The 25,238-nt window shown below is 72.3% G+C and carries 24 protein-coding genes; 12 read left to right on the plus strand and 12 right to left on the minus strand.

The features are described from left to right. The first annotated feature begins 101 nt into the window (after nt 1-101). Nucleotides 102-719, plus strand: coding sequence for a GTP cyclohydrolase I FolE (gene folE, locus AB0I42_RS08140; RefSeq protein WP_357535659.1), 618 nt, complete (start codon nt 102-104; stop codon nt 717-719). Nucleotides 720-731: 12 nt separating this feature from the next. Here the strand turns inward: folE and AB0I42_RS08145 are convergent, their stop codons facing one another. Both AB0I42_RS08145 and AB0I42_RS08150 read right to left on the minus strand, forming a co-directional pair. Next, nucleotides 732-1,388 carry a hypothetical protein gene (locus AB0I42_RS08145; protein ID WP_357535300.1) on the minus strand — a complete coding sequence of 219 codons (657 nt, stop codon included), beginning with the start codon at nt 1,386-1,388 and terminating at the stop codon, nt 732-734. Further along, nucleotides 1,385-3,964, minus strand: a complete 2,580-nt coding sequence (locus AB0I42_RS08150; protein ID WP_357535301.1) for an FtsK/SpoIIIE domain-containing protein — start codon at nt 3,962-3,964, stop codon at nt 1,385-1,387. Before AB0I42_RS08150 ends, AB0I42_RS08145 begins: the two co-directional genes overlap by 4 nt. A gap of 202 nt (nt 3,965-4,166) precedes the next feature. Here AB0I42_RS08150 and AB0I42_RS08155 point away from each other — a divergent pair, with 202 nt between their 5' ends. Further along, entirely contained in the window at nt 4,167-4,694 is a 528-nt protein-coding gene (locus tag AB0I42_RS08155) for a hypothetical protein (protein WP_357535302.1), read from the plus strand. Nucleotides 4,695-4,696: 2 nt separating this feature from the next. Here the strand turns inward: AB0I42_RS08155 and AB0I42_RS08160 are convergent, their stop codons facing one another. Genes AB0I42_RS08160 through AB0I42_RS08190 form a run of 7 tightly spaced genes read right to left on the minus strand, consistent with a single transcriptional unit; the run spans nt 4,697 to nt 12,991 of the window. After that, nucleotides 4,697-5,302 (minus strand): hypothetical protein, encoded by a 606-nt coding sequence (locus AB0I42_RS08160; protein ID WP_357535304.1) that lies wholly within the window; start codon nt 5,300-5,302, stop codon nt 4,697-4,699. Between the two features lie 13 nt (nt 5,303-5,315). Further along, complete coding sequence (locus AB0I42_RS08165) at nt 5,316-6,443, minus strand: M23 family metallopeptidase (RefSeq protein WP_357535306.1); 1,128 nt, start codon at nt 6,441-6,443, stop codon at nt 5,316-5,318. Then, nucleotides 6,440-6,991 (minus strand): hypothetical protein, encoded by a 552-nt coding sequence (locus AB0I42_RS08170; protein WP_357535308.1) that lies wholly within the window; start codon nt 6,989-6,991, stop codon nt 6,440-6,442. The genes AB0I42_RS08165 and AB0I42_RS08170 overlap by 4 nt, the downstream gene beginning before the upstream one ends. 4 nt (nt 6,992-6,995) lie before the next feature. Continuing rightward, nucleotides 6,996-8,915 (minus strand): MFS transporter, encoded by a 1,920-nt coding sequence (locus tag AB0I42_RS08175; RefSeq protein ID WP_357535310.1) that lies wholly within the window; start codon nt 8,913-8,915, stop codon nt 6,996-6,998. 1 nt (nt 8,916) lies between these two features. Beyond that, nucleotides 8,917-12,243 (minus strand): ATP-binding protein, encoded by a 3,327-nt coding sequence (locus AB0I42_RS08180; protein WP_357535312.1) that lies wholly within the window; start codon nt 12,241-12,243, stop codon nt 8,917-8,919. A gap of 55 nt (nt 12,244-12,298) precedes the next feature. Further along, nucleotides 12,299-12,661 (minus strand): hypothetical protein, encoded by a 363-nt coding sequence (locus AB0I42_RS08185; protein ID WP_212825763.1) that lies wholly within the window; start codon nt 12,659-12,661, stop codon nt 12,299-12,301. Nucleotides 12,662-12,676: 15 nt separating this feature from the next. Continuing rightward, the gene (locus AB0I42_RS08190) at nt 12,677-12,991 is read right to left on the minus strand and encodes a hypothetical protein (RefSeq protein ID WP_357535314.1); all 315 of its coding nucleotides are present in this window, start codon (nt 12,989-12,991) and stop codon (nt 12,677-12,679) included. A gap of 326 nt (nt 12,992-13,317) precedes the next feature. Here AB0I42_RS08190 and folP point away from each other — a divergent pair, with 326 nt between their 5' ends. From folP to AB0I42_RS08220, 6 genes are all read left to right on the plus strand, one after another. Next, complete coding sequence (folP, locus tag AB0I42_RS08195) at nt 13,318-14,280, plus strand: dihydropteroate synthase (protein WP_357535316.1); 963 nt, start codon at nt 13,318-13,320, stop codon at nt 14,278-14,280. Beyond that, nucleotides 14,277-14,645: a dihydroneopterin aldolase gene (gene folB, locus AB0I42_RS08200; protein ID WP_357535317.1), complete on the plus strand. Its 369-nt coding sequence runs from the start codon at nt 14,277-14,279 to the stop codon at nt 14,643-14,645. The genes folP and folB overlap by 4 nt, the downstream gene beginning before the upstream one ends. After that, complete coding sequence (folK, locus tag AB0I42_RS08205; protein WP_357535319.1) at nt 14,642-15,205, plus strand: 2-amino-4-hydroxy-6-hydroxymethyldihydropteridine diphosphokinase; 564 nt, start codon at nt 14,642-14,644, stop codon at nt 15,203-15,205. The genes folB and folK overlap by 4 nt, the downstream gene beginning before the upstream one ends. Before the next feature lie 47 nt (nt 15,206-15,252). Further along, nucleotides 15,253-15,723 (plus strand): DUF3180 domain-containing protein, encoded by a 471-nt coding sequence (locus tag AB0I42_RS08210; RefSeq protein ID WP_357535661.1) that lies wholly within the window; start codon nt 15,253-15,255, stop codon nt 15,721-15,723. Nucleotides 15,724-15,914: 191 nt separating this feature from the next. After that, entirely contained in the window at nt 15,915-17,324 is a 1,410-nt protein-coding gene (locus tag AB0I42_RS08215; protein ID WP_357535321.1) for an ABC transporter permease, read from the plus strand. Nucleotides 17,325-17,424: 100 nt separating this feature from the next. Continuing rightward, on the plus strand, nt 17,425-17,730 hold the full coding sequence (locus AB0I42_RS08220; protein ID WP_357535323.1) for a hypothetical protein: 306 nt from the start codon (nt 17,425-17,427) through the stop codon (nt 17,728-17,730). A 283-nt stretch (nt 17,731-18,013) separates the two neighbouring features. Here the strand turns inward: AB0I42_RS08220 and AB0I42_RS08225 are convergent, their stop codons facing one another. Next, complete coding sequence (locus AB0I42_RS08225; RefSeq protein ID WP_357535324.1) at nt 18,014-19,042, minus strand: ATP-binding cassette domain-containing protein; 1,029 nt, start codon at nt 19,040-19,042, stop codon at nt 18,014-18,016. Between the two features lie 2 nt (nt 19,043-19,044). Between AB0I42_RS08225 and AB0I42_RS08230 the strand changes: the two genes are divergently transcribed. The 4 genes from AB0I42_RS08230 to AB0I42_RS08245 all read left to right on the plus strand — a co-directional run bounded on the left by AB0I42_RS08230 (nt 19,045) and on the right by AB0I42_RS08245 (nt 23,067). Beyond that, nucleotides 19,045-19,767, plus strand: coding sequence for an ABC transporter permease subunit (locus tag AB0I42_RS08230; protein WP_357535326.1), 723 nt, complete (start codon nt 19,045-19,047; stop codon nt 19,765-19,767). Then, a complete protein-coding gene (locus AB0I42_RS08235) occupies nt 19,764-20,486 on the plus strand; it encodes an ABC transporter permease (RefSeq protein ID WP_357535328.1) in 723 nt (240 codons plus the stop codon). The genes AB0I42_RS08230 and AB0I42_RS08235 overlap by 4 nt, the downstream gene beginning before the upstream one ends. Nucleotides 20,487-20,681: 195 nt before the next feature. Further along, nucleotides 20,682-21,683 (plus strand): glycine betaine ABC transporter substrate-binding protein, encoded by a 1,002-nt coding sequence (locus AB0I42_RS08240; protein WP_357535330.1) that lies wholly within the window; start codon nt 20,682-20,684, stop codon nt 21,681-21,683. Nucleotides 21,684-21,834: 151 nt separating this feature from the next. Further along, the gene (locus AB0I42_RS08245) at nt 21,835-23,067 is read left to right on the plus strand and encodes a hypothetical protein (protein ID WP_357535331.1); all 1,233 of its coding nucleotides are present in this window, start codon (nt 21,835-21,837) and stop codon (nt 23,065-23,067) included. Between the two features lie 3 nt (nt 23,068-23,070). Here AB0I42_RS08245 and AB0I42_RS08250 read toward each other — a convergent pair whose 3' ends face one another. Both AB0I42_RS08250 and AB0I42_RS08255 read right to left on the minus strand, forming a co-directional pair. Next, complete coding sequence (locus AB0I42_RS08250; protein ID WP_357535333.1) at nt 23,071-24,228, minus strand: NADH-quinone oxidoreductase subunit D; 1,158 nt, start codon at nt 24,226-24,228, stop codon at nt 23,071-23,073. A gap of 41 nt (nt 24,229-24,269) precedes the next feature. Beyond that, the gene (locus AB0I42_RS08255; RefSeq protein WP_357535662.1) at nt 24,270-25,229 is read right to left on the minus strand and encodes an SAM-dependent methyltransferase; all 960 of its coding nucleotides are present in this window, start codon (nt 25,227-25,229) and stop codon (nt 24,270-24,272) included. Nucleotides 25,230-25,238: the final 9 nt, after the last annotated feature.

Raw genomic sequence — 25,238 nt, forward strand, 5'->3', positions numbered from 1 at the left:
CCGGCACGGGCTCCCGCCCCGACCCGGTCGAGGCGTTCCCGTCGCCCAACGGCCAGTCGGTCTCCTCGACCGAACCCGACGGCGACGACGCCCTCGACTACCTGGCCGCCCGGCTGGTCAACGGCAAGCTCACCGGCGTACCCGTCGAGCAGGCCGTCGACCTCGACCGGATCCAGCGCGCCGTACGCGAGATCCTCGTCGCGGTCGGGGAGGACCCCGACCGCGACGGGCTGCGGAACACCCCGGCCCGGGTCGCCCGGGCGTACGCCGAACTGTTCGCCGGCCTGCGCGTCGACCCCGCCCAGGTGCTCACCACCACCTTCGAGGCCAACCACGAGGAACTCGTGCTGGTCCGCGACATCGACGTGATGAGCCTGTGCGAGCACCACCTGCTGCCGTTCCACGGCGTGGCGCACATCGGCTACGTGCCCGGCACCCACGGCCGGATCACCGGTCTGTCCAAGCTCGCCCGGCTGGTGGAGGTCTACGCCCGCCGCCCCCAGGTGCAGGAACGGCTCACCTCGCAGATCGCGGATCTGCTGATGGCCAAGCTCGACCCGCGCGGCGTGATCGTCGTACTCGAGTGCGAGCACATGTGCATGGCCATGCGTGGCATCCAGAAGGCCGGGGCCAAGACCATCACCTCGGCCGTACGCGGCCTGCACCAGCGCAGCGCCAAATCCCGCGCCGAGGCGATGTCGCTCATCATCAACTCGTAGCGGGCGGCGGCCCTATCCGTTGATCCGGTCGGCAACCGACCACAGGCACAGCACCAGCATCGGGGCACCACACACCAGAGCCCCGACCAGAGCGGTGCGTTCGACCCGGGCACCGGGTGCCGGCCGGAAGACGAAACCGACGACCAGCCAGCCGAGGGCGAACGCCGCCACCGGCAGCCCGGCCCCGCACAGCAGCACGGCGAGGTCCGGCGACCGCTCCCCGGACACCAGGTAGAGGGCCACCTCGATGACCAGGACCACGAGAGCGAACGGGCCGTACACGAGCAGGTTGCGCAGCCACGGAGCGCCCGCGCCGCGCGGCGGGTCGGGCAGCGTACCCGCCGCCGCGGCGTCCGCCACATCCACGATCGACCGGCTTCGCCGCAGTGCCGCCACGACCGCCCCCGGGCCGCCACCCATCCCCGCCGCCTCCGCCGCCACCTCGGCCGGCTCCGGCACCAGATCACGGTCCCGGACCCCCAGCTCACGCAGACGCGACTGTTGCGGCACGAGTCGGGCCCGTACCCCGGTCAGCTCGTCGCGGGCGGCCTGGACCGCCTGCGCCTGCTCGCTCGCGGCCTGGGCCGCGGCCCGGCGTACCGCGTCCAGCCGCTGCGCGGCCGCCAGATAGTCACGCCACGCGTCCGCGGTCGGCTCCGGCCCGGTCATGCGTCCCGCTCCGGACCGGTGAACGGCACGATCACCGCCGTACGGTCGGTGTGCCGGTCGTGGAGCAACGCCCGGTTGGGCCGAGGCTGCCAGTCGACCGGGCGACCGACCAGCGCCGACACCTCGGTGCCGGGCACGTTGAGGAAGAGCAGGCCGGCCACGTCGTCGCGGGCCGCGGTGCCGCCCAACTCCTCGGCGAACCGGCGCGTCCCACGCCACCACGACAGCAGATGGACCCCGCGGCCGGGACCGTGCCGCAGCAGCTCCCGAAGCCGCTCCGCCGGCAGCGAGTCCGTACCCACCGTGTCCATGCCGAAGACCACCAGATAGCCGGGACGATCCAGGCCCAGCGCCCCGGTCAGGCCCGCCACGTCGACACTCTCGACCTCCTGCCGCCCGGCCAACTCCGCCACCAACCCGTTCGCGGCCGAATCGCCGTCACCCACCAACGAGGCCACGACGAACCGCACCGTACCCGGCGCGTGCTGCACAGCCAGACTGCGGGCCGCCGCCGCCAGCACGTCCGCGCCGGCCGGGTCCGGGCCGAGCACCGCCAGATGCCGGCCCGGCGAGGCGTCGAGCGGAAAGGACGCGGTCGACAACTGGACATCGACCGTCCGGCCCACCAGCGCCGCCGGCCGCGCCGACCGGCCCGCCAGCGCCGCCAGGTAGGTCGGATCGTCGTCGAGACGCTGCTCCGCGTACCCGGCGAACACCGGCGGCGGTGTCGCCTCCGGCGGCCGGGCCTCCCACAACCGGTGCCGCAGCGCCGACAGCGCCGCCCGGTCGGCGTGCGGATCCGGAAACCGGACGATGCGCTCGTGCCCCCGGGTCGCGCCCCGCGGCCCACCCAACCCACCTGCGGTGTTGACGACCGCCGTACCCAGCGGCAGGCCGGCGGCCGCGTCGTTGGCGGGCTCCAGGACCTCACCGCCGCCGGGCAGGGCGACCCGTACCGGGAACTGTCCGAAGATCGCGTCACGCTTGGCGTACAGCGCCTCGACCCCCAGCACTGTCTGGCTCGCGAGCACCAGGTGGATGCCGTACGACCGGCCCTTGCGGGCCAGCGACTCCAGCAGGTCCACCGCCTCGCCCGCCAGCCGGTCGCCGCCGGCCAACAGCACCTGGAACTCGTCCACCACACACACCAGCCGCGGCAGCCGCTGACGCTCGCGCAACTCGGCGAAGCGGGTCACCCCGGCCCGCTTGTACGCCACCGAACGTCGGGTCATCTCCGCGTCGAGGTCGCGGAGCACCGCGAGCCCGTACTCCCGGTCGGACTCGACACCGACCGCCCGTGCCTGCGGCAACCACGTCTGATCCCGGTCGGTCGGCACGAACTCGGCGAAGGAGACGCCTTCCTTGAAGTCGAGCAGGTAGAGCGTCAACTCCGCCGGACCGTACCGGGCACAGAGTCCATAGAGGACGTTGACGAGGAACGCCGTCTTGCCGGAGCCCGACCGCCCGCCGACCATCCAGTGCGGCGTCAGGTCGTTGAACTGGAGCAACACCGGACGATCGCCGTCCTGGCCCACCGTCGTCGCCAGCCCCGCCGACGACTCCTCGGTCCACGACCCGTCGGCATCGTCGGGCAGCAGGTCACGCAGCGACAGCCGCGACCGGGCGTCGAACCGGTCGGCCAACTCCTGACACACCCGGTCGAACAGGTGGGCCGGCGGGTCCTCGTCGAGGAAGACCGGAGAATTCAGCCCGGTCGACGGCAGATGCGGTGCCGGACTGCCGAACGACCCACCCGGCGGATCACTGATCAGCGCGTACGGATTCCGCAACGTGACCATCGTGGTCCGCGGCAACGGCGCCTGAGTGGTCTCCGCGGTCAACGGCGGTGGCGGCCAGCCGGCCACGATCAGGTGCAACCCGGCCGCCGGACCGTGCTGCGCCAGGGCGGCGATCCGGGCCAGATCACCACCCTCGGTCAGCTCCGGCAGCGACGCGATCACCACCAGCAACGTACGATCCCGGCGGTTGTGCCGGGCCGCGGCGGGACGGGCCGGCCGTACCCACTGCTCGGCCTCGGCCAACACCGCCCGCAGCCCGGTGCGGTCGGAGACCGGCGGCGGCATCAGACCGGCATCGGCAAGCGGGGCGAACGGCGCGAAGACCGTACCCATCCCGGCCGCGTCGACCGCGCGGACCAGCAGCGAACCGGCCGGCGCGGCCGCGAGCAGCCGCAGCAACACGGCCCGGATCAGACCCGAGACCCGCGCGTCCCGGGCATCGGCGTCGATGGTCAGATGACCGGTGCCGAGGAGCGGGACGATCGCCGGGAATCGGGCATCGTCCAACGGCTGCGCCGTACCGATCCGGACGAACTCCGGCAGCCCCGGCCCACCGAGCGGCGTCTCCGCCGACTGCGCCTCCAACGGCCCGCCGAGCCAACCCGGCGCCAGCAAGGCCGCCGCGGCCCGCAGCCGCTCGGCCAGATCATGCTGCTCCCGCCGGTCGGCCGGAGCCGGTCGGGTGGCGTCGAGGGCGCCACCGGCCGCCGCCACCACCGCCGCGGCCTGCCGGTGCAACGCGGCAGCCCGGCTCGCCCGCCCCTTCAAGCTGGCCACCCCGTCCGCCTTTCGTCGTGGCCGGCACGTCCGTCGAAAGACGACCGTATCCCAAGAACCGCACCGCCTTTCACGGACGCGCAGGCAGTGCGGCCAGGGTCGACGGGGTGACTACGCATAGTTAACGATCGAGCCGTTGTGGTTACGGAGATGGAGGTTCGTGCCCGTTGGGTCGGGGCGCCAGGGCCGATAACCTCGGTACGTGGAATCAGCGATGCCTCCGGTGCAGCCCGGTCAGCGGTCCGCGTACGGGCCCGGCGGTTCGATGCCCCGGGTACGGCGGCTCCGGCTGGTGCTGTCGGTGTTGGGCGGGATGATCGCGTTGCTCTGCGTCGGTGGGGCGGGGGTGGTGTACGTCGCGTACGACACCGTGACCCAGCCGGACCGCAGCGCCCCGGACGTCGTTGTCTCCAGCTACCTACGCGCGGTGTTCGTCGAACGTGACGAGGTCAAAGCGGCCATCTTCACCTGCCCAGAGGCTGCCCGGCTGGCTCCGCTGTTGCTGCTTCGTGCGGACCTGTTGAGCCGTGAGCAGGAGTTCGGCACTCAGTTCAACGTCTCGTGGGGAAGCCTGGGAACGGCCATGCGCGATGAGTTTGCCGAGGTCACGCTGGAGCTGAAGATTTCCGCCGTGGTCGATGGCTTCGAGCAGAGCGACCTTCAGGACTGGCGTTTTGAGCTGGCAGAGTCCGACAGTTGGCGGGTGTGTGCCGCGACAGAGAATGCCTAGTGTCACTCGATCCAGAGAAGATGGACCGGCACTTCGAGTGTCTTGGGTGGCTGACCCGTCCAGGCCCAGCGGTACCAGTCCATCTCGGTGGCGACCCGTACGCAGATGTCCCCGTCGCTGCTCGTGTGCATGTCGGTGACCGCGCGCAGATCGCGCCGCTCCACCCCGTCGGAGACCTCGACCACCCGCCGACCGACCAGCGCGTCGGCATCCACCACCGGTACCGGATCGCGGCGGGCCGGCGCGTCGAGCGAGACCAGCCGCGAGAGCACGTCGGTGCGCGACGGGCGGTCGGAACTCGCCGGTCCGACCATCTCCAGCCACACCCGTTCGGCGGGTACCAACGGCGCGAACACCTCGATCTGCTCCGTCTCGGCGCGGTACCAGTCCTGTTCGACGATGACCGGCACGTAGCTACGACTGCCCTGCACGACCGTCTCGTCGGCGCGGAGGTCCGTGCGCCAGCCGAGGCCGGGCAGCCCGACGACGACCCGCCGTCCGCGTAGGTCGTTCCGGCCAGCGGCCGGGGCGGGAACGATCGGCCGCGGTGGCCGCGGCGCCCAGTCGGGCTGGTCTGCGAACGGGTCCGGGATCGGCTCTCCACCCATCAGCGTCCCCGGATCATGTACCGGCCCCCAGGGGGGCGCCCACGTCCCGCATGAATCGCACCGGGTCGACCGCGCCGCGGCTGCTCCGGTCGCCGTTGATGTGCACCTCGAAGTGCAGGTGCGGACCGGAGGAGCGGCCGCTGGTGCCGACCAGTCCGATGACCTGACCGGCCGCGACCTTCTCGCCGACGGCGACGTGCGGCCGGCTGACCATGTGGCAGTACCGGGTGACGATGTTGCCGGCATGGAGCATGTCGACGTACCAGCCGCACCCCGCGGTGGACGGGGAGCCGTCCGAGTCGCAGGACCAGGGTGGTGCGCTGTCGGCGTCACACCGGGAGACCAGCACCCGCCCGGCGGCGGCGGCGCGGATCGGCGTACCGCGGCCGGAACCGAGGTCGACCCCGTGGTGGCTCGGCCGGGCCGCGGTCCGGAATGCGGAGACGATGCCCTCGCCGACCGGCGCGGTCCAGCCGGACGCGGCGACCTCACCGTCCGTCGCGCAGCGCAGATCGGAGACCGCACCGGCCGCCCGCGCCGCACCGTCGGCCAGGATGTTGACGATCTGCGTGGCGAGCGGTTCGTGCTTCGCGTACGCGTCGGGGAAGGCACTGACCTGTACCTTCTGGGCCGCCTCGGTGAGCGGCATCTGCTGCCAGCCTTTGACGGTGAGCAGTTTCTGGTAGAACTTGCGGGACGCGTAGACCGGATCCTGGAGCTGGGCCGGCGTGCCCCAGCCCTGGCTGGGCCGCTGCTGGAATAACCCCACCGAGTCGTGGTCGTTGTCGGCGCCCAGGTGGGGCAGGTTCGACAGCGCCGACTCCTGCATCGCGGTCGCCACCGCCACGACCCAGCCCTTGGGCGGCACGGACATTTCCGCACCCACGTTGATGATGACGGCCGCGTTGCGGATCTGCGCCTCACCGTACGGGTCGATCCGGGGCAGGTCGCCGTTGGCGTCGACCGGGCCACTCTCGCCACAGCCGAAGCTGGACAGCAGGAGGGAGTCGTCCTCCGTCGCCGGGTCGGTGAGGAAGAGTGCGGTCACCCCGCCGGCGCAGCAGAGCGCCACCAGCACGGTGGTGATTCCGAGGGCCAGCACTCCGCGCCATCGCCGGCGTCGGCTGCCGCCCGTGGTCATGCCCGCTCCCAGTCGACACCGTCGACCAGCCAGCGGTCCGCCGAGGTGACCATCCGCAGCCGTAGCCGACCGGAGTCGACCGGGACCGTCGCGTCGGCGAGCCCTTCGGCGTACGGGGTCAGGGCGGGATCGCCGGTCACCCGGCTGGCGGGCACGACCGCCGGGTCCACCCCGCTCAGTTTGTCGGCGAGCGCGGCCGTCGAGTGCGGGAGCAGCGCCGCGTGCCAGTCCTCGGCCGAGACGTCCTGATGGTTCACCCAGGCCGCGGCGAAGGCGCGGGCGACGGTTTCCGGCGCGGGTGTGCCCGGCCGGGCCTTGATCGACGGTTGCGGTGGTGGCGACACCACCCCGTCGTCACCGGTACCCGGGTCGATGGTGACCAGGGGACGCACCGGTGCCCCTCGGGGCACCTCGTCACCGGTCCCGTCCGGTCCGGACACCAGCCGGGCCAGTGCCACGATGCCGAAGATCGCTATGCCGAGCGCGACGGCGACCCACACCCGGGACCGGAAGACGCCGACGACGAGGCGTTCCAGCGCGCGTCTCAACCGGTCACCTCGCCTCGGTACGCACCCGCGGCGCCGGCTCGGGCGTCGTGCGGTCGCTGGAGCCCGGACGGTAGATGGCGAAGGAGGGAGCACTCTCCGGGACGTCCGGTTCGGTCCACTGCGCGGGGCGCCGTGGCCGGACCGGTGGCCGTGACGGTTCGGGGGAAGTGGTGGCCGCCGGTTCCGCCACCGACGACGGTGCCTTCTCCCCGGAGCGTTCCCGGCCCTCGGAGGAATGCGCCGGATCCTCCAGCCGCGCCTCCGGGCGCAGGTTGGACTGTTCGACGACAACCTGCCGACGTTTGCCGGACTGCGGTTCCGCGGAGCCACCCGGTTCGGCGCTGTTGAGTTTCGCGGCCTCGCGCATGTCCTTGAAGAACTGGCGGTGCCACGAGCCGGCCGAGGTGACCGCGGCGGTGGCGTCCTTGCCGCCGAGTTGGGTGATCCGCCGGTACGGCCGGAGCAACAGCCACCCGACCACGCCGCAGAGCCAGACCAGCACCACCTGTAGCCAGCCCGGCAGGGTCGGGGTGCTCATCACCAGATCGACCGCCAGGAGGTAGACGGCCGCACCGGTACCGAAGATCGCGATGTTGAAGATGGCGGCCACGACGGCGTTTCCGAGTCGCCGGATGCCGGCGCTGGCCGGGCGCATCAACCCGACCGTGCCGAGGATCGGTGCGGCGACGACCGCCCACCGGAAGATCAGGAATCCGAGCAGTACCAGCAGCGACGCGGTGAGATCGAACATTGCGAACAGGAGCGCGGCGAGCACGGCGATGAAGCCCGCCCCCACCCGGTCCATGTCCCGGGTGCCCTGGAGGTACTCGTAGGCCTCCGGATCCTCGGCCCGGATCTGCTCGGCGACCTTCATCCACTGCCGGCCCTTTGCTGCGATGGTCGCGTCGCGGTCCGCCGGATTCGTCCGAAGCCGTTCGGCTTCCTGCCACGACAGCGACTTGGCATCGTAGAGCGCGCGCCCGTACTTCCGGGCCGTCTCGGTGTCCGCGGAGCCGAGCACGCCGCGCAGCCAGTTCCGGTAGAGCATCGTCTCGGTGGACGTGTCACTGGCCCGTACCGCGGGTGGTCGTTTGTCGATGCAAGCGTCGGGATTGGGGACGGCGCATTTGTCCGGTGGCACGTCTCTGGCCGCTGGGCCGACCGCATCGTGTACGACGCCCAGGCCGCTCACCAGGGCCCGGTCCGCGATGTTGGCCGATGCCACCGGCCACGCCGCCACGGCGGTCACCGCCACCATCACGAACACCGCCCATCCGGCGGTCGTCATGGCGTTGCTCATGTCGGACTGCCGGGAGCGCCAGATGAGGTAGAGCCCCACCACGCACAGCGTGACGATGCCGAAGACGCTGAACACCTTCTGGTAGATCGCCTTCGTGGCCTGCTCGACCAGCGGATCGGCCCAGCCCCACATCGACTGGGGGCTCCAGGCCCGTTCCCGTAGCGCGTTCGAGGCACCGATGATGGCGGTGGCGATCATGAACTCGCCGTTGGCGATCGTCGTGGTGACCCGGTATTCCGGGTGTAGCAGTGTCGAGGCGCAGCCGCCCTCGATGTCGTACGTGGTGTAGCTGTAGCCGGCGTAGCCGTAGTCGCTGTAGAGGCCCTGCGGGCCGGGAAGCTTCGAGGAATCGGGCCGCCCGGCGAACCAGCCGGCCAGTCCGGAGTCGGGAGTGCCCGGAGTCGGGGCGGTCAGGCACTGGGCGCGGGCCTCGGTGACGTCCTGGAGGCGGTCGACGCAGGCCCGGAAATCGGCCTGCCACTGCTCGGTGGTGCAGAGTTCGGCCGGGGCCCGGGCCGGCAGCGGGGCGGCTTGCGCCGGGCTTGCCCCCAGCGCCGGCCACGACACGGTCGCCACCGCACCGACGAGTACGGCGAGGAGCATGGCCATGGCCCGCCTGGCCATGTCAGGACTCCAGATCCGGCAGTTCGGAGGTGAGGGCTGTGGGTGTCGGTGTCATCGCGGCCGGTGTGGTGTCGAGGTGGTCGAGCAGACCCTCGACGTACGACACGTCCACGCGTACCTTCTGCACGCGACCGTCCACATCACGCATGACGAACTCCCGGAAGCCGAGCCGAGAAGCCGATGACGCATCCACGTTGGACAGGGAAGCCAGGGTCGCCTCGTAGCCGTCGTTGACCGGCACCCGGAGCAGCCGCAGCGCCTCCGAGGCGATCTCTTCGTCCTCGGCGATGCGGCCGACGAAGACGGTGGAGACGAGGTTCTGTACGTCGAGCCCGAGGATGTCGCGCGGGTTCTGCGACGCGACCAGGGCGGACAGGTTCCACTTGCGGGAGTCGCGGGCCAGCCGGACCAGGAACGAGCGTCCGGAGCGCCACCCCTCCATGAAGTGTGCCTCGTCGAGGCCGACCAGTTTGCGGGACGACATGGAGCCGCCGTAGCAGCGCCGTACGGCGAGCCGGTGCGCGGTGTGCAGCATCGGCAGGGCGAGGGCTTCCTCGGCCGACCAGTACTCGCGTTCGATCTTGAGGTCGGGCAGCCGCAGACCGGCCATGGTGATGACGGTCAGGGTGGCGTCGGCGCCCAGTAGCCCCTCCGGCGGGCGGCCGAAGAAGAGCAGGGCCAGCGGCATCTCGGCGGTGTCGAGGAGCAGGTTGGCGAGTTCGCGCCCCTCGTGGTCGTCGAGGCCGGCCAGGCAGGCGACCACGTCGTCGAGCGTCGAGGTCTCCTCGGCCGGTACCTGCCGTACGGCGTGCCGCAGCAGGGTCGCCGTGGACGCCTCCCGGGCGACCTGCGGCGGCACGAGCATCATGCAGATGTCCTGGACCAACATGCGGCGTTCGGCGCGGGCGTTGGAGACGGCGATGTCGAACTCGCGGTCGCCCGCCGCACCGGTCGGGAACTCCGACCGCAGCGGAGTCGGGATCAACGCGTACGGGGCGAGGGTGCCCTGCTCGGAGCCGGTCAGGTTGAGCACCCGCGAGTACGGCCGCAGCTCGGGCATCGCGCACAGCCGGGCGAGCGGTCCGGACGGGTCGAGCAGCGTCACCTGCACGCCCCGCCGGGCGGCGAGGTAGCCCAGCGCGCCGAGCAGGGTGGACTTGCCGCCGCCGGGTTCGGCGACGAAGACGGCCAGCCCGGAGCGTTCGCGGACCTCCATCGGGAAGTGCAGGTCGAGGAAGACCGGCCGGCGGCAGGTGCCGGCGGTCCGGCCGATCAGGTCACCGCGCCGGTCGCCGACGGTGGACGCGGCCTGTGGCAGCGCGGCGGCGAGCAGTTTCACCGGCATCCGGCGGACGTAACCGGTGTTGGCGATCGGCTCGCCGGGGATGAACTCCCGGGCCAACCAGTCCTGGCTCTTCGGATGCTGGAGCGCGATCCGCAGTTCGCGGGAGTAGAGCTGGATGAGCCGACGGGCCCGTTCGAGGCACTCCTCGCGGGTCTTTCCGCCGACCGCGATCCGGTGCCAGCCGTGCGCGCGGGCCGATTCCACCGGCAGCCCGGTGGTCATCTCGTCGCCGATCACCAGCGCCCGCTTGGCGAGCCGTTCCAGCTCCGGGGGCGCGTCGATGCCGTGCTCGGCGTAGTCGAGCTGCTGGGAGCGGATCATCCGGAGCCGGTGTTCGAGGTTCCGGAACGAGTCGTTGGAGCCCAGGATGTCGAATCGGGACGACAGCTCCATCGGCCACGGCAGCCGTTCGTGGAAGTGCAGCCACGGCTCGTGGCGTTCGGGGATCTCCAGCGGCTCCATCCGGCCGACGGCGAGTACGGCGACGTGCCGCTCCTCGCCGGTCATCCGGTTGACCAGCTTGACCGTGGAGCCGTACGGGGTGCGGTAGCGCTCGATCTGCTCGGTCAGGGCGAGCAGGTCGCCGCGTTCCCACCGGCCGTTGGTGACCGGTGACAGCACGCCGGGCGGCGCCATGCACAGTGCCACCGAGCGGTAGAGCAGCCACTCGAGCTCCTGCGACGTCACCCGGCGGCCGCGCATACCGAACGCGGCGAGCACCTCGTCGAACTGTTCGACCGTACGGCCGAGCTTGCGGCGTTCGCCCTCGCCGACGCCACGGCCGAAGGCCCGCAGTACCCGTTCGGCGAGCGAGTTGCCGATCGTACGGCGGGCGAAGGTCACCCCGAGGTAGGTCTGCCCCTCGGCGTGGTTGACCGACAGCAGGTGCCGCTGGGCGGCGACGAGGTGGTCGGACCACGACGCGGCCCCGGGTACGTCGGGCAGCGGGTTGGCCGTGTAGGTGTCGATCGTCCGGGCCCACTCGTCGGCGGGGAACGGCCGGGTGGTCCGGCGCAGATGCAGCCGGAACCCGGCGAGCCCGGCGTACTGCTCGGAGATCGCCGAAAGGAGGGCCTCCCGTTCGGCGTCCGGCCGGAAGGCCCACCGCACTTCGGGCAGCCAGTACCACGCGGTGACGGTGTTGGGGGCGAACGTCAGGTGGCCGGCGATCTCGGAGATGGCCAGCTCGATCGACGGGTCGCGGTCGCTGAACTTGACCTTGGGGGGTTTGACCCGGACCGGTTTCGCGGCGGGCTGCTTCCGGGGCCGGCCGCGCTTGTCGGTCGCCGGTTTGTCGGCGCGGCGCCGGCTCGGGACCACGTCCTCGTCGGGTGGGACGGAGGCCGGCAGGGCGGACGGCTCCACCGGAACCGGCTGCTGGGCGGGGCTCGTGAGCAGCTGGTCGATGGATGTGACCGGCTCGTCCGGAGCAACCGCGGCCGGTGGGGCGACCGGTGCTGTGACGTGGCGCGGTTCGGCGTCCGGCGGTACGACGACCGGAGCGGATGGCGTCGCCGGCGCCGGCGCCAGCTCGTGCCGTACCGGTTCGGGCCGGCGGTGGGCGGTGGGGCCCGGGTCCGGCTCCCAGGCCGGCGGCCGCTCGCGGCCGCCGGGCAGCTCCGGTCGGGGCCGGCGTGCCGGCGTCTCTGGCGAGGCGACCGGTCGGTTGGCCGCGGCGGCGGGTGGATCGACCCGTGGCGGCGATCCGGCGAAGAGGTCGAGGAACGGGGAGTCGATGTCGGCGTGCTCGGCCGACGTCGGGCGGCGCCCCGCCGGCGGTGCGGCCGGACGACCGCGGGGCGGTTGCGGCGCCTGGAAGACGGCGACCGCCCCGTGTCCGGGGCTCGCCACCAGCTCGCCGTCGGTGCCCGTCTCCTCGGCAAGATCAGGCTCGTGGTAGTCGCGTGACCGCGTACCGTCACGACGGTTGCCGGTCGGGCGGCCGGCCGAGCGGGATGGGCCCGGCGGAGTGGAACGGGTCATGCTCTCGCCCCACCCAGGTCGCCGGCGGGTGGCGGATTCCGCCGGATGTGTTCGCTCATACCAGTTCCTCCCGAACCCGGATGCGGGTGGCGATCAACCGGGGGTCGCGCCGTTCGACGGCCGGTTCGCGGGTGCGCCGCCAGTCGGTCAGTGCCGTCCGGATGACCATGCGTGCGGGCCGGTCGGGATCGACGTAGCGGAAGATGAACGAGGTCGTCACGATCGCCAGCGCGATTTCCCAGGCGGGGAACAGTTCGACGTTGAGCGTGAACATCCAGTGGATGAACATGTACAGCGGGACGAGCAGCATGAATAGGCCGTACTGGGCGTACGGGAGGTGTACCGGCAGCGTGTAGCCCGGCGGACCGAGGTAGACCAGTCGGGCCCGGTAGATGTCGTCGTCGGTGCGCAGCCGCATCTCGTGCCCCGCGCCCTATTCGAACATCAGATTGATCAGGTAATCCCCGACGAAGAACAGTGTGGCGGCGCCGGCGATGAAGGCGAGGCCGACGATCGCGATCGCCGAGCTGGTGAGCACCTTCGAGATCTCGCCCTTGCTGGCCCGGCCGATGAAGATCACGCCGAGTACGGCGAGCAGGATCGGGGCCACCTTGCTGGCCAGGAAGGTGACGACGCCCTCGGTGTTGAAGTCGGAGGGGGCCGGTTCGGCGGCGAGTATGGGGGCGAGCGCGTCGACCACCTGCGTGGCGCTCGTCCACGCCGCGTCGACCAGCTCTGTGGCGATCATCGGAAACCTCCCCGGTGCCCGGCCGGCGGAGCCGAGGCACTGCAGTTGTCAAGCCTTGCGAAGTGCCGAGTCGAGCATGGTCATGCTGACTCTGCGTCTCACCGCCACCGCGAATGGTGGTGATTTCTGGGCGTTTTGTGCAACTTTGGCCCATCCCCTCGCGCTTGGACGTCTGAATGATGCGCAATTCCAAAGCGTACGGTGCGCCCTGCTTAGGAACAAGCTACGAAGAGTGTGGCTGGTGGTGCTGGCGTGGCGCGAGGAATCGTACACCTGTTCTAAGAGGTGGTGGCAAGGGCTTCTCCGGCCCTGGGTACCGTCTAGCCGTGCCTGATCTGCTGCGCGCCGACCATCCGGTGGTGATGGGGGTACTCAACGTCACGCCGGACTCGTTCTCCGACGGCGGGCGGTACACCGATCTGGACGCCGCCGTACGACACGGGGTCGAGATGCGCGAGCAGGGTGCCGACCTGGTCGACATCGGCGGCGAGTCGACCCGTCCGGGTGCCGACCGGGTCGACGCCAGGACGGAGATCGCCCGCATCCTGCCGGTCGTCCGCGCGCTCGCCGACCTCGGCGTACCGATGAGCGTCGACACCACCCGGGCCAGCGTGGCGGACGCCGCCCTCGAGGCCGGCGCGACGGTCGTCAACGACGTGTCCGGCGGGCTGGCCGACCCCGCGATGGCCGGGGTGGTGGCCGCCGCCGGCTGTCCCTGGGTGCTGATGCACTGGCGCGGCCACTCGAAGCGGATGCGTGATCTCGCCAGCTACTCCGACGTCGTCCGCGACGTACGGGCCGAACTCGCCCGACGGATCGAGGCGGCGCTCGCCGCCGGCGTCGCCGCCGACCGCATCGTCATCGACCCCGGACTCGGCTTCGCCAAGGGCCCGCAGGACAACTGGCGGCTCACCATGGGCCTGCCGGAGCTGCTGTCGTTGGGGTATCCGCTGCTGTTCGCCGCCAGCCGCAAGTCGTACCTGGGACAATTGCTCGCCGGGCCGGACGGGACGCCACGGCCGACCGGTGGCCGTACGGCCGCCACCGTCGCCACCAGCGTGCTCGCGGTCGCGGCGGGAGCATGGGGGGTACGGGTGCACGACGTACGCGAGACCGTCGACGCCCTCGCGGTGTGGCGGGCCAGCGGGCGTCCCCGGCTGGCCCCCGCCCCGACCGCCGCGGCCGCGGACCCAGCACCGACCGTGGACCCGGCCCCGACCGCGGACCCCGGGACCGGCCCCGGGCAAGGCGCCCGGAGCACCGACGTCGAAGGAGGGCCGTCGCGATGACCGACCGGATCTCGCTGACCGGGCTGCGCGCCCACGGCCGGCACGGGGTCTTCGACTTCGAACGCGAGCAGGGCCAGGACTTCGTCGTCGATGTCGTGCTCGACGTCGACCTGCGGCCCGCGGCCGGCTCCGACGACGTCGGCGACACCGTCCACTACGGCGAACTCGCCGAACGTCTGGTCGCGGTGGTCACCGGCGAGCCGGTCAACCTGATCGAGACGCTGGCCGACCGGCTGGTGGCGGTGTGCCTGTCCGACGTACGGGTCAACTCGGCGACGGTCACGGTGCACAAGCCGCAGGCGCCGATCCCGCACGACTTCGCCGACGTCGCGGTCACCCTGACCCGGACCAGGCCGGGCACATGACCGGGCAGCGGAGCGCGGGCACCGGGAAACCCGGGACCCGGGCGGTGCTGTCGCTGGGCAGCAACCTCGGTGACCGGATCAGCCGGCTACGGGCGGCGGTGACGTCGTTCGACGACGTGCTGCTGGTCGCGTCCGGGGTCTACGAGACGCCGCCGTGGGGCGACGCCGACCAGCCGGCGTACCTGAACGCGGCGATCCTGGTCGAGGACGCGGAGGCCACGCCGCGGGAGTGGCTGGAACGGGCCCGGGCCGCCGAGGCGGCGGCCGGCCGGCAGCGGGACCCGGCCCGCCGCTTCGGGCCGCGCACCCTCGACGTAGACGTGATCGTGGTCTGGGACGCCGACGGCGAGCCGGTGCTCAGCGACGACCCGGAGCTGACCCTGCCGCACCCCCGGGCGCACCTGCGGGCCTTCGTGCTCCGGCCGTGGATCGACATCGACCCGTACGGGCGGCTGCCCGGCCACGGATGGCTGACCGACCTGCTCAACGCGGAGCCGCTGGCGAGCGAGGTCACGGACCTCAGCCCGCGACCGGATCTGCCACTAGAGTCGGTTTCGTGAGCGAACCGGACTCTTCCCGGCGTCGGCCGGCGCCCGAGCAGCCACGTCTGGGCCCGACCCGACCGGCCACGCTGGTCGTCGCCGGGCTGGCCGCGGCGGCGCTGGCCTGGCTCGTCATCAGCAATGTCTACTACCGGGCGTTCCCGGACCTGCCCTGGCTACCGACGGTGACGATCCTCGGTTTGGCCGTGCTGGAGGGCTACGCGGCCGTGAACACCCGGGCCCGGATCGATCGCCGGCCGGGGCGGGAGCCGGTGGAACCGCTGACGGTGGCGCGCTTCGTCGTGCTCGCCAAGGCGTCCTCGCTGGCCGCCTCGATATTCGCCGGCTTCTACGGCGGGATCGCCGCCTGGCTGCTGATCGAGCCGACGAAGGCGGCGTCCGACGACCTGCCCGCCGCCGTCGGCGGACTGGTCGCGTCGCTCGCGCTGGTCGGTGCCGCGCTGTGGCTGGAGCGGTCCTGCCGGGTGCCGGAGCGGCCCGACGAGGAGCAGCAGGCGGACGAGTCGCGGGAATGATCGGGAAAACCCCGGGCAGCGACAACAGATACGGGGGGTGACGCCCAGGCGGCCACGCGGGTACGGTGCGTCCGACTGGTTCGACCCCGCCGACGTCGTCGGATCGGGCCGGTCATCCGACCGACTCGGCGTCCCGACGGCAACGAAGGGCCAGGTAGTGGTCGGCTGAATGACCACAGGAGGCCCGTGAGATGTCGTACGACGAGTCGAGGTTGCCCCGACGTGACCCGTCGGGCACCGATCCGCTGTTCGGCTCGCGGAACGACTCGGCCCTCGACCCCGGACGCGACCCCGACCCCGATCCGCTTCCGGGGCGCCGCGCCCCTGGCGGCCCGGCTGCGACCAGCCCCGGCGGCGTCGCCACGACCGCGGCCGCCGGGTCCAGCACCGGCCCGGACGGGGCCGGCGATCGCCGTACGGCCGATCCGGGCACGACCGCGACGCAGCGCACCGTGCCGCCGGCCGTTCTCGAGGACGTCTTCGACGACCCGGCGCACGGCGAGCCCGGCCGTGACCGGATGGCGATCCACGTGGCGTGGGAGATCGTTCTGCTGCTCGGCGTGCTGGCGGTGGCGTTTCTGCTGTACCGGGAGAACCCCGACGCCCTACGCGTCGACGCGCTCGACTCGCTGCTGGTCTTCGCGGCCGCGCTCGGCCTGCTCACCCTCGCCACCGGCCTGACCCTGCGCGCCGGCACGCCGAATCTCGCCCTGGGACCGGTCGCGATCGCCGCGGCGCTGCACTTCGCGGAGCAGAGCGACCGGGGGGTCCTCGACACGGTCGCGGTCGCCGCGCTCGCCGCCGCCGCCCTCGGCGCGGTGATCGCCGTCGTGGTCGTCGGGTTCCACGTACCCGCGTGGGCCGCCACGCTCGGTGCCGCGCTCGCGGTCATGGTCTTCATCGGGCAGCGGTCGGCGCCCGTGACGGTGCAGAGCACGTACGACCCGACCGGGCAGGCACTGTACTTCTTCGGCGGGTTCGCCGCCCTCGCCCTGCTCGGTGGCCTGCTCGGCAGCATCCGGGCGATCCGCCGGACGGTCGGGCGGTTCCGGCCGGTCGCCGACCCGGCGCGCCGCCGGGGAGCACTGGCCGGTGCGCTCGCCGCGGCGGTACTCGTCTCGTCGATGCTGTTCGCCGTGGTGGCCGGGGTCCTCCTCGCCGGCGGCACGACCGGCCCGGTCGTGCCGACCCCGGGACTGGAGTGGACCGGGCTGGCGCTGGGCGCCACCCTGCTGGGCGGGACCAGCGTGTTCGGCCGGCGCGGCGGGATCTTCGGCAGCCTGCTGACCGTCGTGCTCGTCACGCTGTTCATCACGTACGCTGCGGAACGTGGTTGGGACGTCTCGCTGTACGCGGTGGCTGCCGCGACGATCGTGGCCGGGTTGGTGGTCAGCCGGCTGGTCGAGACGTTCGGGCGGCCGAGGTCGGCCACCGTACGTGACGAGGACTGGCTGAACGAGCCGGCGATCACCCGTACCTCGGGCTGGTCGGAGCTGCGGTCGCAGGATCCGGATTCGTGGTCGAGCGGGTTGCCGCCGCAGCCCGCCGACCGGCGGCTGGACTCGTGGGGCAGCGGCCGCTGGGGTTCGGAGGACCGCTGATCCGGCGTGTTCGGGGGCGCCGACACCCGGGCACCGGCCGTGCCGGCGGGACGATCAACGGTTACGCTCGGCCCATGAGCGAGCGAAGCGGGTGCGGGGCATGACCGAGTCGTCCGGCGGCGTGTCCGGCCCCGAGTTCGCCGAGCTGGACGCCCTGCCGACCGAGGAACTGCGCGAGCGGGCCTTCGCCACGGCGCGGGAAAACCGGGACGTGGCCTTCTTCTGGTCGGTCCTGCGGCACCTTCCGCACGCCGACGACGCCGCGGAGCTGGACGGTTCGCCGAACTCGGTGGGTCCGACGATCGACGACGCGGTCGCGCTGTGGCGTGAGTTCACCGGGCACGGCTACGCCGAGTCGGAGCCGTTGCTGCGCGCCGCCTTCATCGACTACCTGCTCAAGCACTGACCCGAACCGGCTGGTGGGTCGGACAACTCCGCCGGTTTCCGGACAGTCGGTTTCGCCGATGGACCTGTTGGGAAATACCGGGCACATGGCTTGCAGGGGTCGTTATCGGACCGCTCCGGGGCGCCCGGGCGGTCCGACGCCGGTGCGAGCCCCCGCCAGCGGTCGTACACCAACGGGCCGTCGGCGTCGCGGGTCTCGGCGGCTACCGCAGACCTGATTCGGCACCACCCCCCGGTGCGCGGCCGGGCTTGTCCCCCCGGGTCCGGCCGCGCACTCCCCGGCGCTACCGTGCGGGGTCGGCCGGGTAGTCGATGCTGAGGATGCGATGCCGGCTCAGCAGGCCGACCGGCTCCGTCCCCTCGACGACCCGGCAGTGGTCGGCGTTCGTGGTCAGCATCCTGGCGAGCGCGTCGTAGAGCGACGAACCGAGTTCCACCGTGGGCAGTTCGTCGATGTCATCCACAGTGGATAGCGGATCGAGCAGGTCCCGGGACACCGGGGTGACGGCCAGCCGGCGGATACCCCGGTCGGTGCCGACGAACTCGCGTACGAAGGCCGAGGCCGGTTCGCCGAGCAGCTTCGCCGGTGAGGCGTACTGCTCCAGCCGGCCACCCTGGGACAGCACCGCGATCCGGTCACCGAGCCGGACCGCCTCGTCGAGGTCGTGGGTGACCAGGACGATCGTCTTGCGTACCTCGGCCTGGAGGCGCAGGAACTCCTCCTGCAACCGGGTACGCACGATCGGGTCCACGGCCGAGAACGGTTCGTCCATCAGCAGCACGACCGGGTCGGCGGCCAGGGCACGCGCCACGCCGACCCGCTGTCGCTGTCCGCCGGAGAGTTCGTGCGGGTAGCGCCCGGCGAACTTGCCCGGGTCGAGGCCGACCAGTTCGAGGAGTTCGTCGGCCCGCTTGCGGATCCGGTCCTTCGGCCAGCCGAGCAGCCGCGGCACGGTACCGACGTTGGTGCGGATCGTCTGGTGCGGGAAGAGCCCGACGTTCTGGATGACGTATCCGATCCGGCGGCGCAGGGTCACCGGGTCGGCGCTGGTCACGTCCTCACCACCGAGCAGGATCCGGCCGCCGGACGGCTCGATCAGCCGGTTGATCATTCGCAGGACGGTCGACTTGCCGCAGCCGGACGGGCCGATGAGGACCATCAGTTCGCCCGCCTCGACCTCCAGGCTCAGCTCCGAGACCGCCACCGTCCCATCGGGATACTGCTTGCGGATCCGGTCGAGCGCGATCGGCGCGGCGCCGGACGGCACGGTCGCTGCGGGCGCGGCGGAGCCCGCCTCCGGGGTAACGTCCACGTATGTCCTTCCGCGGATTGTCCAGCCTCACCGTGCTGGCCGGCGAGCGATTCGCCTACGAGGGCCCGGGCAATCCCTGGTTCTCCTGGCGGTACGTTCGGGACAACTCGGAGACCATCCTCGCCGCACTGCGCGAGCACGCGACCCTGACCGCGCAGGCGGTCGTCATCGCGGCGGTGGTGGCACTGCCGCTGGCGGTGGTCGCGTACTGGTTCCGGCCCCTCACCGGGCCGATTCTCGCACTGTCCGGCGTCCTCTACACGATTCCCTCGCTGGCGCTGCTCGCCTTCGTCGCCCCGTACGTCGGCACGACCAATCCGGCCTCGGTGCTGATCGCCCTCGTGCTGTACGCCCTGCTGTTGATGGTGCGCAACACCCTGGCCGGACTGAACCAGGTGCCGGAGGAGGCCCGGGACGCCGCGCTCGGAATGGGCTACGGCAGGCTCGGGCGACTGCTGCGGATCGATCTGCCGCTCGCGCTGCCGGGCATCATCACCGGCGTACGGCTCGCGACCGTCTCGACCGTGGCGCTGGTCACCGTCGGTTCCCTGATCGGGTTCGGCGGCCTCGGCGACCTGATCCTGGGCGGGTTCCGCAACAACTTCTACAAGGCGGAGATCCTGACCGGCACCATCCTGTGCGTGGGCCTCGCACTCGTGCTCGACCTGCTGCTGGCCGGGATCGGTCGGCTGCTCACCCCGTGGGCCCGCGGGAGCGTGCGATGAACCCGATCGAGCAGGCGATCGTCTGGCTCAACGACCCGCTCAACTGGACCAATCCCGGCGGGGTCCTGGACCGGCTCGGCGAGCACCTCTACATCTCGGCGGCGGCGGTCGCGCTCGGCTGCCTGATCGCCTGGCCGGTCGGGCTCTGGCTGGGGCACACCGGCCGGGGCGGCGGCGCCGTGGTGCTCATCTCCAACCTGACCCTGTCGATTCCGACGATCGCCCTGCTGACCATCCTGCCGCTGACCTTCCTGGGCTTCGGCAAGCCGCCCGTGATCATCGCGCTGGCGGTCTTCGCGATCCCGCCGCTGCTCGCCAACGCCTACACCGGCGTGCGCCAGGTCGACCCGGAGACCCGGGAGGCGGCCCGCGGAATGGGGCTGTCCGGTGGGCAGGTGCTGCGCCGGGTCGAGCTGCCGCTCGCGGTGCCCTACCTGGCCGCCGGGTTCCGTACCGCCGCGGTGCAGGTGATCGCCACGGCCGCGCTCGCCTCGTTCGTCAACGGGGGCGGGCTCGGGCAGATCATCAGTGCCGGGTTCGGGCTGGGCATGTCGGTCGGCGGTGGGCAGATCCTCGCCGGCGGTCTGCTCGTCGCGGTGCTCGCCGTACTGGTGGAGGGGGTGCTCGCCGTCGTCGAGCGGGCGGTGACGCCGCGGCCGTTGCGGCGTACCCGGGGACGGGCGGCGCGGCGGCAGGCGGCACCGGTCGGCAAGGCCTGACCGGATAGGCAGAACCGGTCACCACGCGTAACTTCTCAACGCCACGTGACGATCTGATGACAACATCGCCCTCGAGTTGTCGCATCCGACGCTCATTGGGTTGGGTGAAAAGTAACGGGCGGCGACATCGACGAATCCGCCCGTCGGACACGCGGCCGGCCATCGTGGTCGCGCCGGGACACGGAAGGCGGGCTGATGCGCGCAGGTTCACGGTTGGCGTTGGGTGCGGTGGGAATGCTTGCCGCCGCGGGCTTCCTCGCCGGTTGCGGCGATGCCGGTTCCTCCGGCACCGAGGCCCCCGACACCGGTGCCTCGGGGGCCGGGTGCGCCCCGGTCGCCGGCACCCAACTCGTCGTCCTCGAAGACGACAAGAAGCTGCAGAACACCGACAACATCATTCCGGCGGTCAACGCCGAGGCGGCGACCCCCGAGCTGATCGCGGCGCTCGACAAGGTCTCCGACGCGCTCGACACCACCAAGCTCATCGCGCTCAACAAGGCGGTCGACGTCGACCGCAAGACGCCCAAGGTGGCGGCCGAGGAGTTCGCGACCGCCAACAACCTCACGACCGGTGTCACCGCCGGTCCGGGCGGCGCCATCACCGTCGGTGCCGCCAACTTCAGCGAGAACCAGACCCTCGGTGAGCTGTACCGCATCGTGCTCACGGCGGCCGGCTACGACGTCACCGTGCAGCAGATCGGCAACCGGGAACTCTACGAGCCGGCGCTGGAGAAGGGCGAGATCCAGGTCGTTCCGGAATACGCCGCCACCATGGCCGACTTCCTCAACGGCAAGGTCAACGGCGCGAACGCGCCGGCCGTCTCGTCGCCCGACCTCGACCAGACCGTGACCGGGCTGAAGACCGTCGGCGAGCCGGTCGGCATCACGTTCGGCAAGCCGTCGCAGGCGCAGAACCAGAACGCCTTCGCCGTGACCAAGGAGTTCGCCGACCAGTACGGCGTCACCACGCTGTCCGACCTGGCCAGCAAGTGCTCGGGTTCGGCGACGGTGCTGGCCGGCCCGCCGGAGTGCCCGCAGCGGCCGAAGTGCCAGGCCGGTCTGATCGAGGTCTACGACTTCCGGGCCGGTTCGTTCAGCTCGCTCGACGCCGGCGGACCGCAGACGAAGTCGGCGTTGACCAGCGGCACCGTGAGTGTCGGGCTGGTCTTCTCGTCGGACGGCGCGCTCGCCGGCTGACCCGTACCGTGGTGAACGGGCCGGCGTCCGGACGGACGCCGGCCCGTTCCGTGCCCGGCCCCGACCGGAGGCCACCGGTCCGGGCGGTCGGCGCCGATGCCGTGGCCGCTCCGGTTCCACGTCGAAGGTTCGGTCGGTAGGCTGCACAGCCATGCCCGCCGAGGAGGCACCCGCGAAGTTGGCCGTACGGCCCCTGCTGCCCATTCTGTTCTGGGTAGGGGTCGGGCTCGCGCCGCTCGCGGCGCTGCTGATCCTGCTGGCCCGGGGCGAGGGTGTGTTGCGGATCGCGGCCGTGCTCGCCGTCCTCGGCACGGTGCTGATCGGGCTCTCGGTGACCCTCGGCCGGGACGTCGGCGTCGGTCGCGCCGGTCTGGAGGACCGGCTGCTCGACGAGATCGACGTCCTGCGTGAGGAGTTGCGCACCGACATCTCGACCGCCGCGCGCGGCGCGCACCGCGTCTCCGGTGAGCAGCTCCAGCGCCTCCACGACGAGGTGCAGTCCCTGCGCGGACAGCTCGAGGCGATACGGTCCGGTCCGGGGTGGGCCGAACCCGCGCCGGCCGCCCCCGGCCGCGGCGGCGCGCACCAGGGCGTCGCCACGTCGCCGTACGCCGGCACCGCGGCCGTCGGTGCGCCGCCGGCCGTCGGAGCGGCCCCGCCCCCGGCCGGTGGGCGGGCGTCGGTCCCCGGCAGCGCCCCGATGTCGCGGGGGGTGGTCCGGCACACCGAAACCGTCCACGTCACGACCCGGCACACGATCGTCGACGAGGACGGTCCGGACTACGGCCAGGAGCGGTCCGGTGGCCTGCACGGCCGTCCCTACCGGCCCGAGGTTCCCGAACCCCCGGATCCCGGACCGCCCGCCCCGGACCGCTGGGATTCGGAGCCGCGCGCCGTGGAGGCGGCCCCGACCGGGTACGCCCACCGCTCCGCGAACCGGTGGGCCAGCCTGCGCAGCGACGAACACGGCAGCGAACTACGGGTCGGTGAACGGCGGGCGGCCGCCCACGCCGACGGGTCCGGCGCGCAACTGCACGTCGAGGACCGGTGGGCGACCGTACGGCGGGAGGAGCCGCGAACCGGGGGGCGCCGCCGGGCCGAACCGGACGACGAGTGGCCGGTCGGGTCCCGGGCCGCGCCGGTCCGTGATCCGGGCCGGGCCGACCAGGGGCGGGCCGACCGGGGGCGGGCCGAGCAGGAGCCGGGCTGGCGGGACCGCGAACCCGACGGGCCGGGCTGGCGGGACCGGGAGCCGGACAGGGAAGCCGGAGCCGGGCGCCGTGGCGAGCAGCCGTCGCGGCGCGGGCGTCGCCGCCGGGACGACGATGACGAACTGTCGTCCGGGTACGACATCAGCCGGCACACCGACGACCGCTGGCGCTGACGGCTACTTGTCGACGTCGCCGACGACGAAGAACATCGATCCGAGGATCGCCACCAGGTCGGGAATCAGGCAGCCGGGCAGCAGCGCGGATAGGGCCTGCACGTTGGCGTACGACGCGGTGCGCAGCTTCAGCCGCCACGGCGTCTTCTCGCCCCGCGACACCAGGTAGTAGCCGTTGACGCCGAGCGGGTTCTCGGTCCAGGCGTACGTGTGCCCCTCCGGGGCCTTCACCACCTTGGGCAGCCGGACGTTGACCGGGCCGGTGATCCGGTCGACCTCTTCGAGGCAGCGTTCCGCGAGGTCGAGGGAGACGTACGCCTGGTCGAGCAGGACCTCGAACCGGGCGTGACAGTCGCCGGTGTCGCGGGTGACGACGGGGACGGTCAGCGACCCGTACGCCAGGTAGGGATCGTCGCGACGCAGGTCGAAGTCGAGCCCGCTGGCCCGGGCGACCGGCCCGGACGCGCCGTAGGCGGCCGCCTGCGCGGCGGTGAGCACGCCGACCCCGACGGTGCGGGCTAGGAAGATCTCGTTGCGCCGGATCAGGTTGTCGAGGTCGGGCAGCCGGCCGCGGACCTGCCCGATCGCCGCGCGGGCGCGCCGGGTCCAGCCGGCCGGGACCTCTTCCTTCAGGCCGCCGACCCGGTTGAACATGTAGTGCATCCGGCCGCCGGATACCTCTTCCAGCACCGCCTGGAGGGTCTCCCGCTCCCGGAAGGCGTAGAACATCGGGGTGAGCGCGCCGATCTCCAGCGGGTAGGAGCCGAGGAACATCAGGTGGTTGAGCACCCGGTTGAGTTCGGCGAGCGCGGTGCGCAGCCACACGGCCCGCTCCGGCACCTCGATCCCCATCAGCCGCTCGACGGCGAGCGCCACGCCGAGTTCGCTGGAGAACGCCGACAGCCAGTCGTGCCGGTTGGCGAGGACCATGATCTGGCGGTAGTCGCGTACCTCGAACAGCTTCTCGGCGCCCCGGTGCATGTAGCCGACGACCGGCTCGCAGGAGACCACCCGCTCGCCGTCGACGACGAGTTTGAGCCGCAGCACCCCGTGCGTCGACGGATGCTGCGGGCCGATGTTGAGCACCATGTCGGCGGTGTCCAGGCCGGCGCCGGTGCCGACGGTCACCTCGCGTAGCGCACCGGTGGTCATGCCCGTCATCGTGCCATGGCGACGGGGTGGGACGGGACCGCCCGGGCCGGTCATTCGAGGACGATCGGGTCGATGCCGACCGGCTGGAGCAGCCACCAGTGTCCCCCGAGTCCGGTCGGCGCCAGCAGTTCGGCGGCGGCGGAGGCGGCGGCGAGGGCGCGGACGTACCCCGTCGGGTCGGTCGAGGCAAGGGTCAGCGGCGGCCGGCCGCCGTCGACCCCGAGGGCGCGCAGCGCGGTCCGCTGGGCGAGCAGTTGGTACGGCAGACCGGCCACCGCCGAGCCGGCCGCGGCGACGGAGTCGACGGCGACGTGGGCGGTGACGTCGCACGAGCCGTCGGGTACGGGGAGCACCTGGCGGCCGTGGCGGAAACCGGTGAGGGTGCCGGTCGCCGGCCGGTCGGCCCGTACGTGCCCGTAGTCGACGGCGAGGGCCAGCCCGCGGTCGAGCGTGCCGACCGCTTCCGCCCAGGCCAGGTCCCGGGACAGTCCGATCTCCGCCGGCCCGGCGCCGGGCCACCAGGAGGTCAGCCACTCGGCGTCGGCGGGGTCGAGCGGCGTACCGGTCGATTCCGCGCCGGTTTCGGGGTCGACCAGGGCGTAGCGGGGCGGCGAGCCGGTCCCGCGGTCGGCGACGTCGAGCGGTACGTTGTCGAGCCACTCGGTCGCCAGCAGCAGGCCGGTCACCCGGGCCGGGAGCCGGTCCCGCCACCCGATGGTGGCGGGCAGGTCGGCCGGGCGGGGGGCGAGTTCGACCGCGGTCAGCCGGAGCCGCTCGCGAAGCCCGGCGGGGGCGAGGCCGGCGAGGGCGGTGAGGAGTTCACCCCGACCGGCCCCGACGTCGACCACGTGCAACGGGTCCGGCCGGCCCAGGACCCGGTCGGTCCGGTCGAGCAGGCGCAGTACGGCGCCGGTGAAGGCGGGCGACGCGTGGACGCTGGTGCGGAAGTGGCCGGCCGGCCCCGGTCCTGTCACGAAGAATCCGTCCGGCCCGTACAGGGCTGCGGACATGGCCTCCCG

This window comes from Polymorphospora sp. NPDC050346 (genome assembly GCF_040655695.1).
Classification (GTDB): domain Bacteria; phylum Actinomycetota; class Actinomycetes; order Mycobacteriales; family Micromonosporaceae; genus Polymorphospora; species Polymorphospora lycopeni.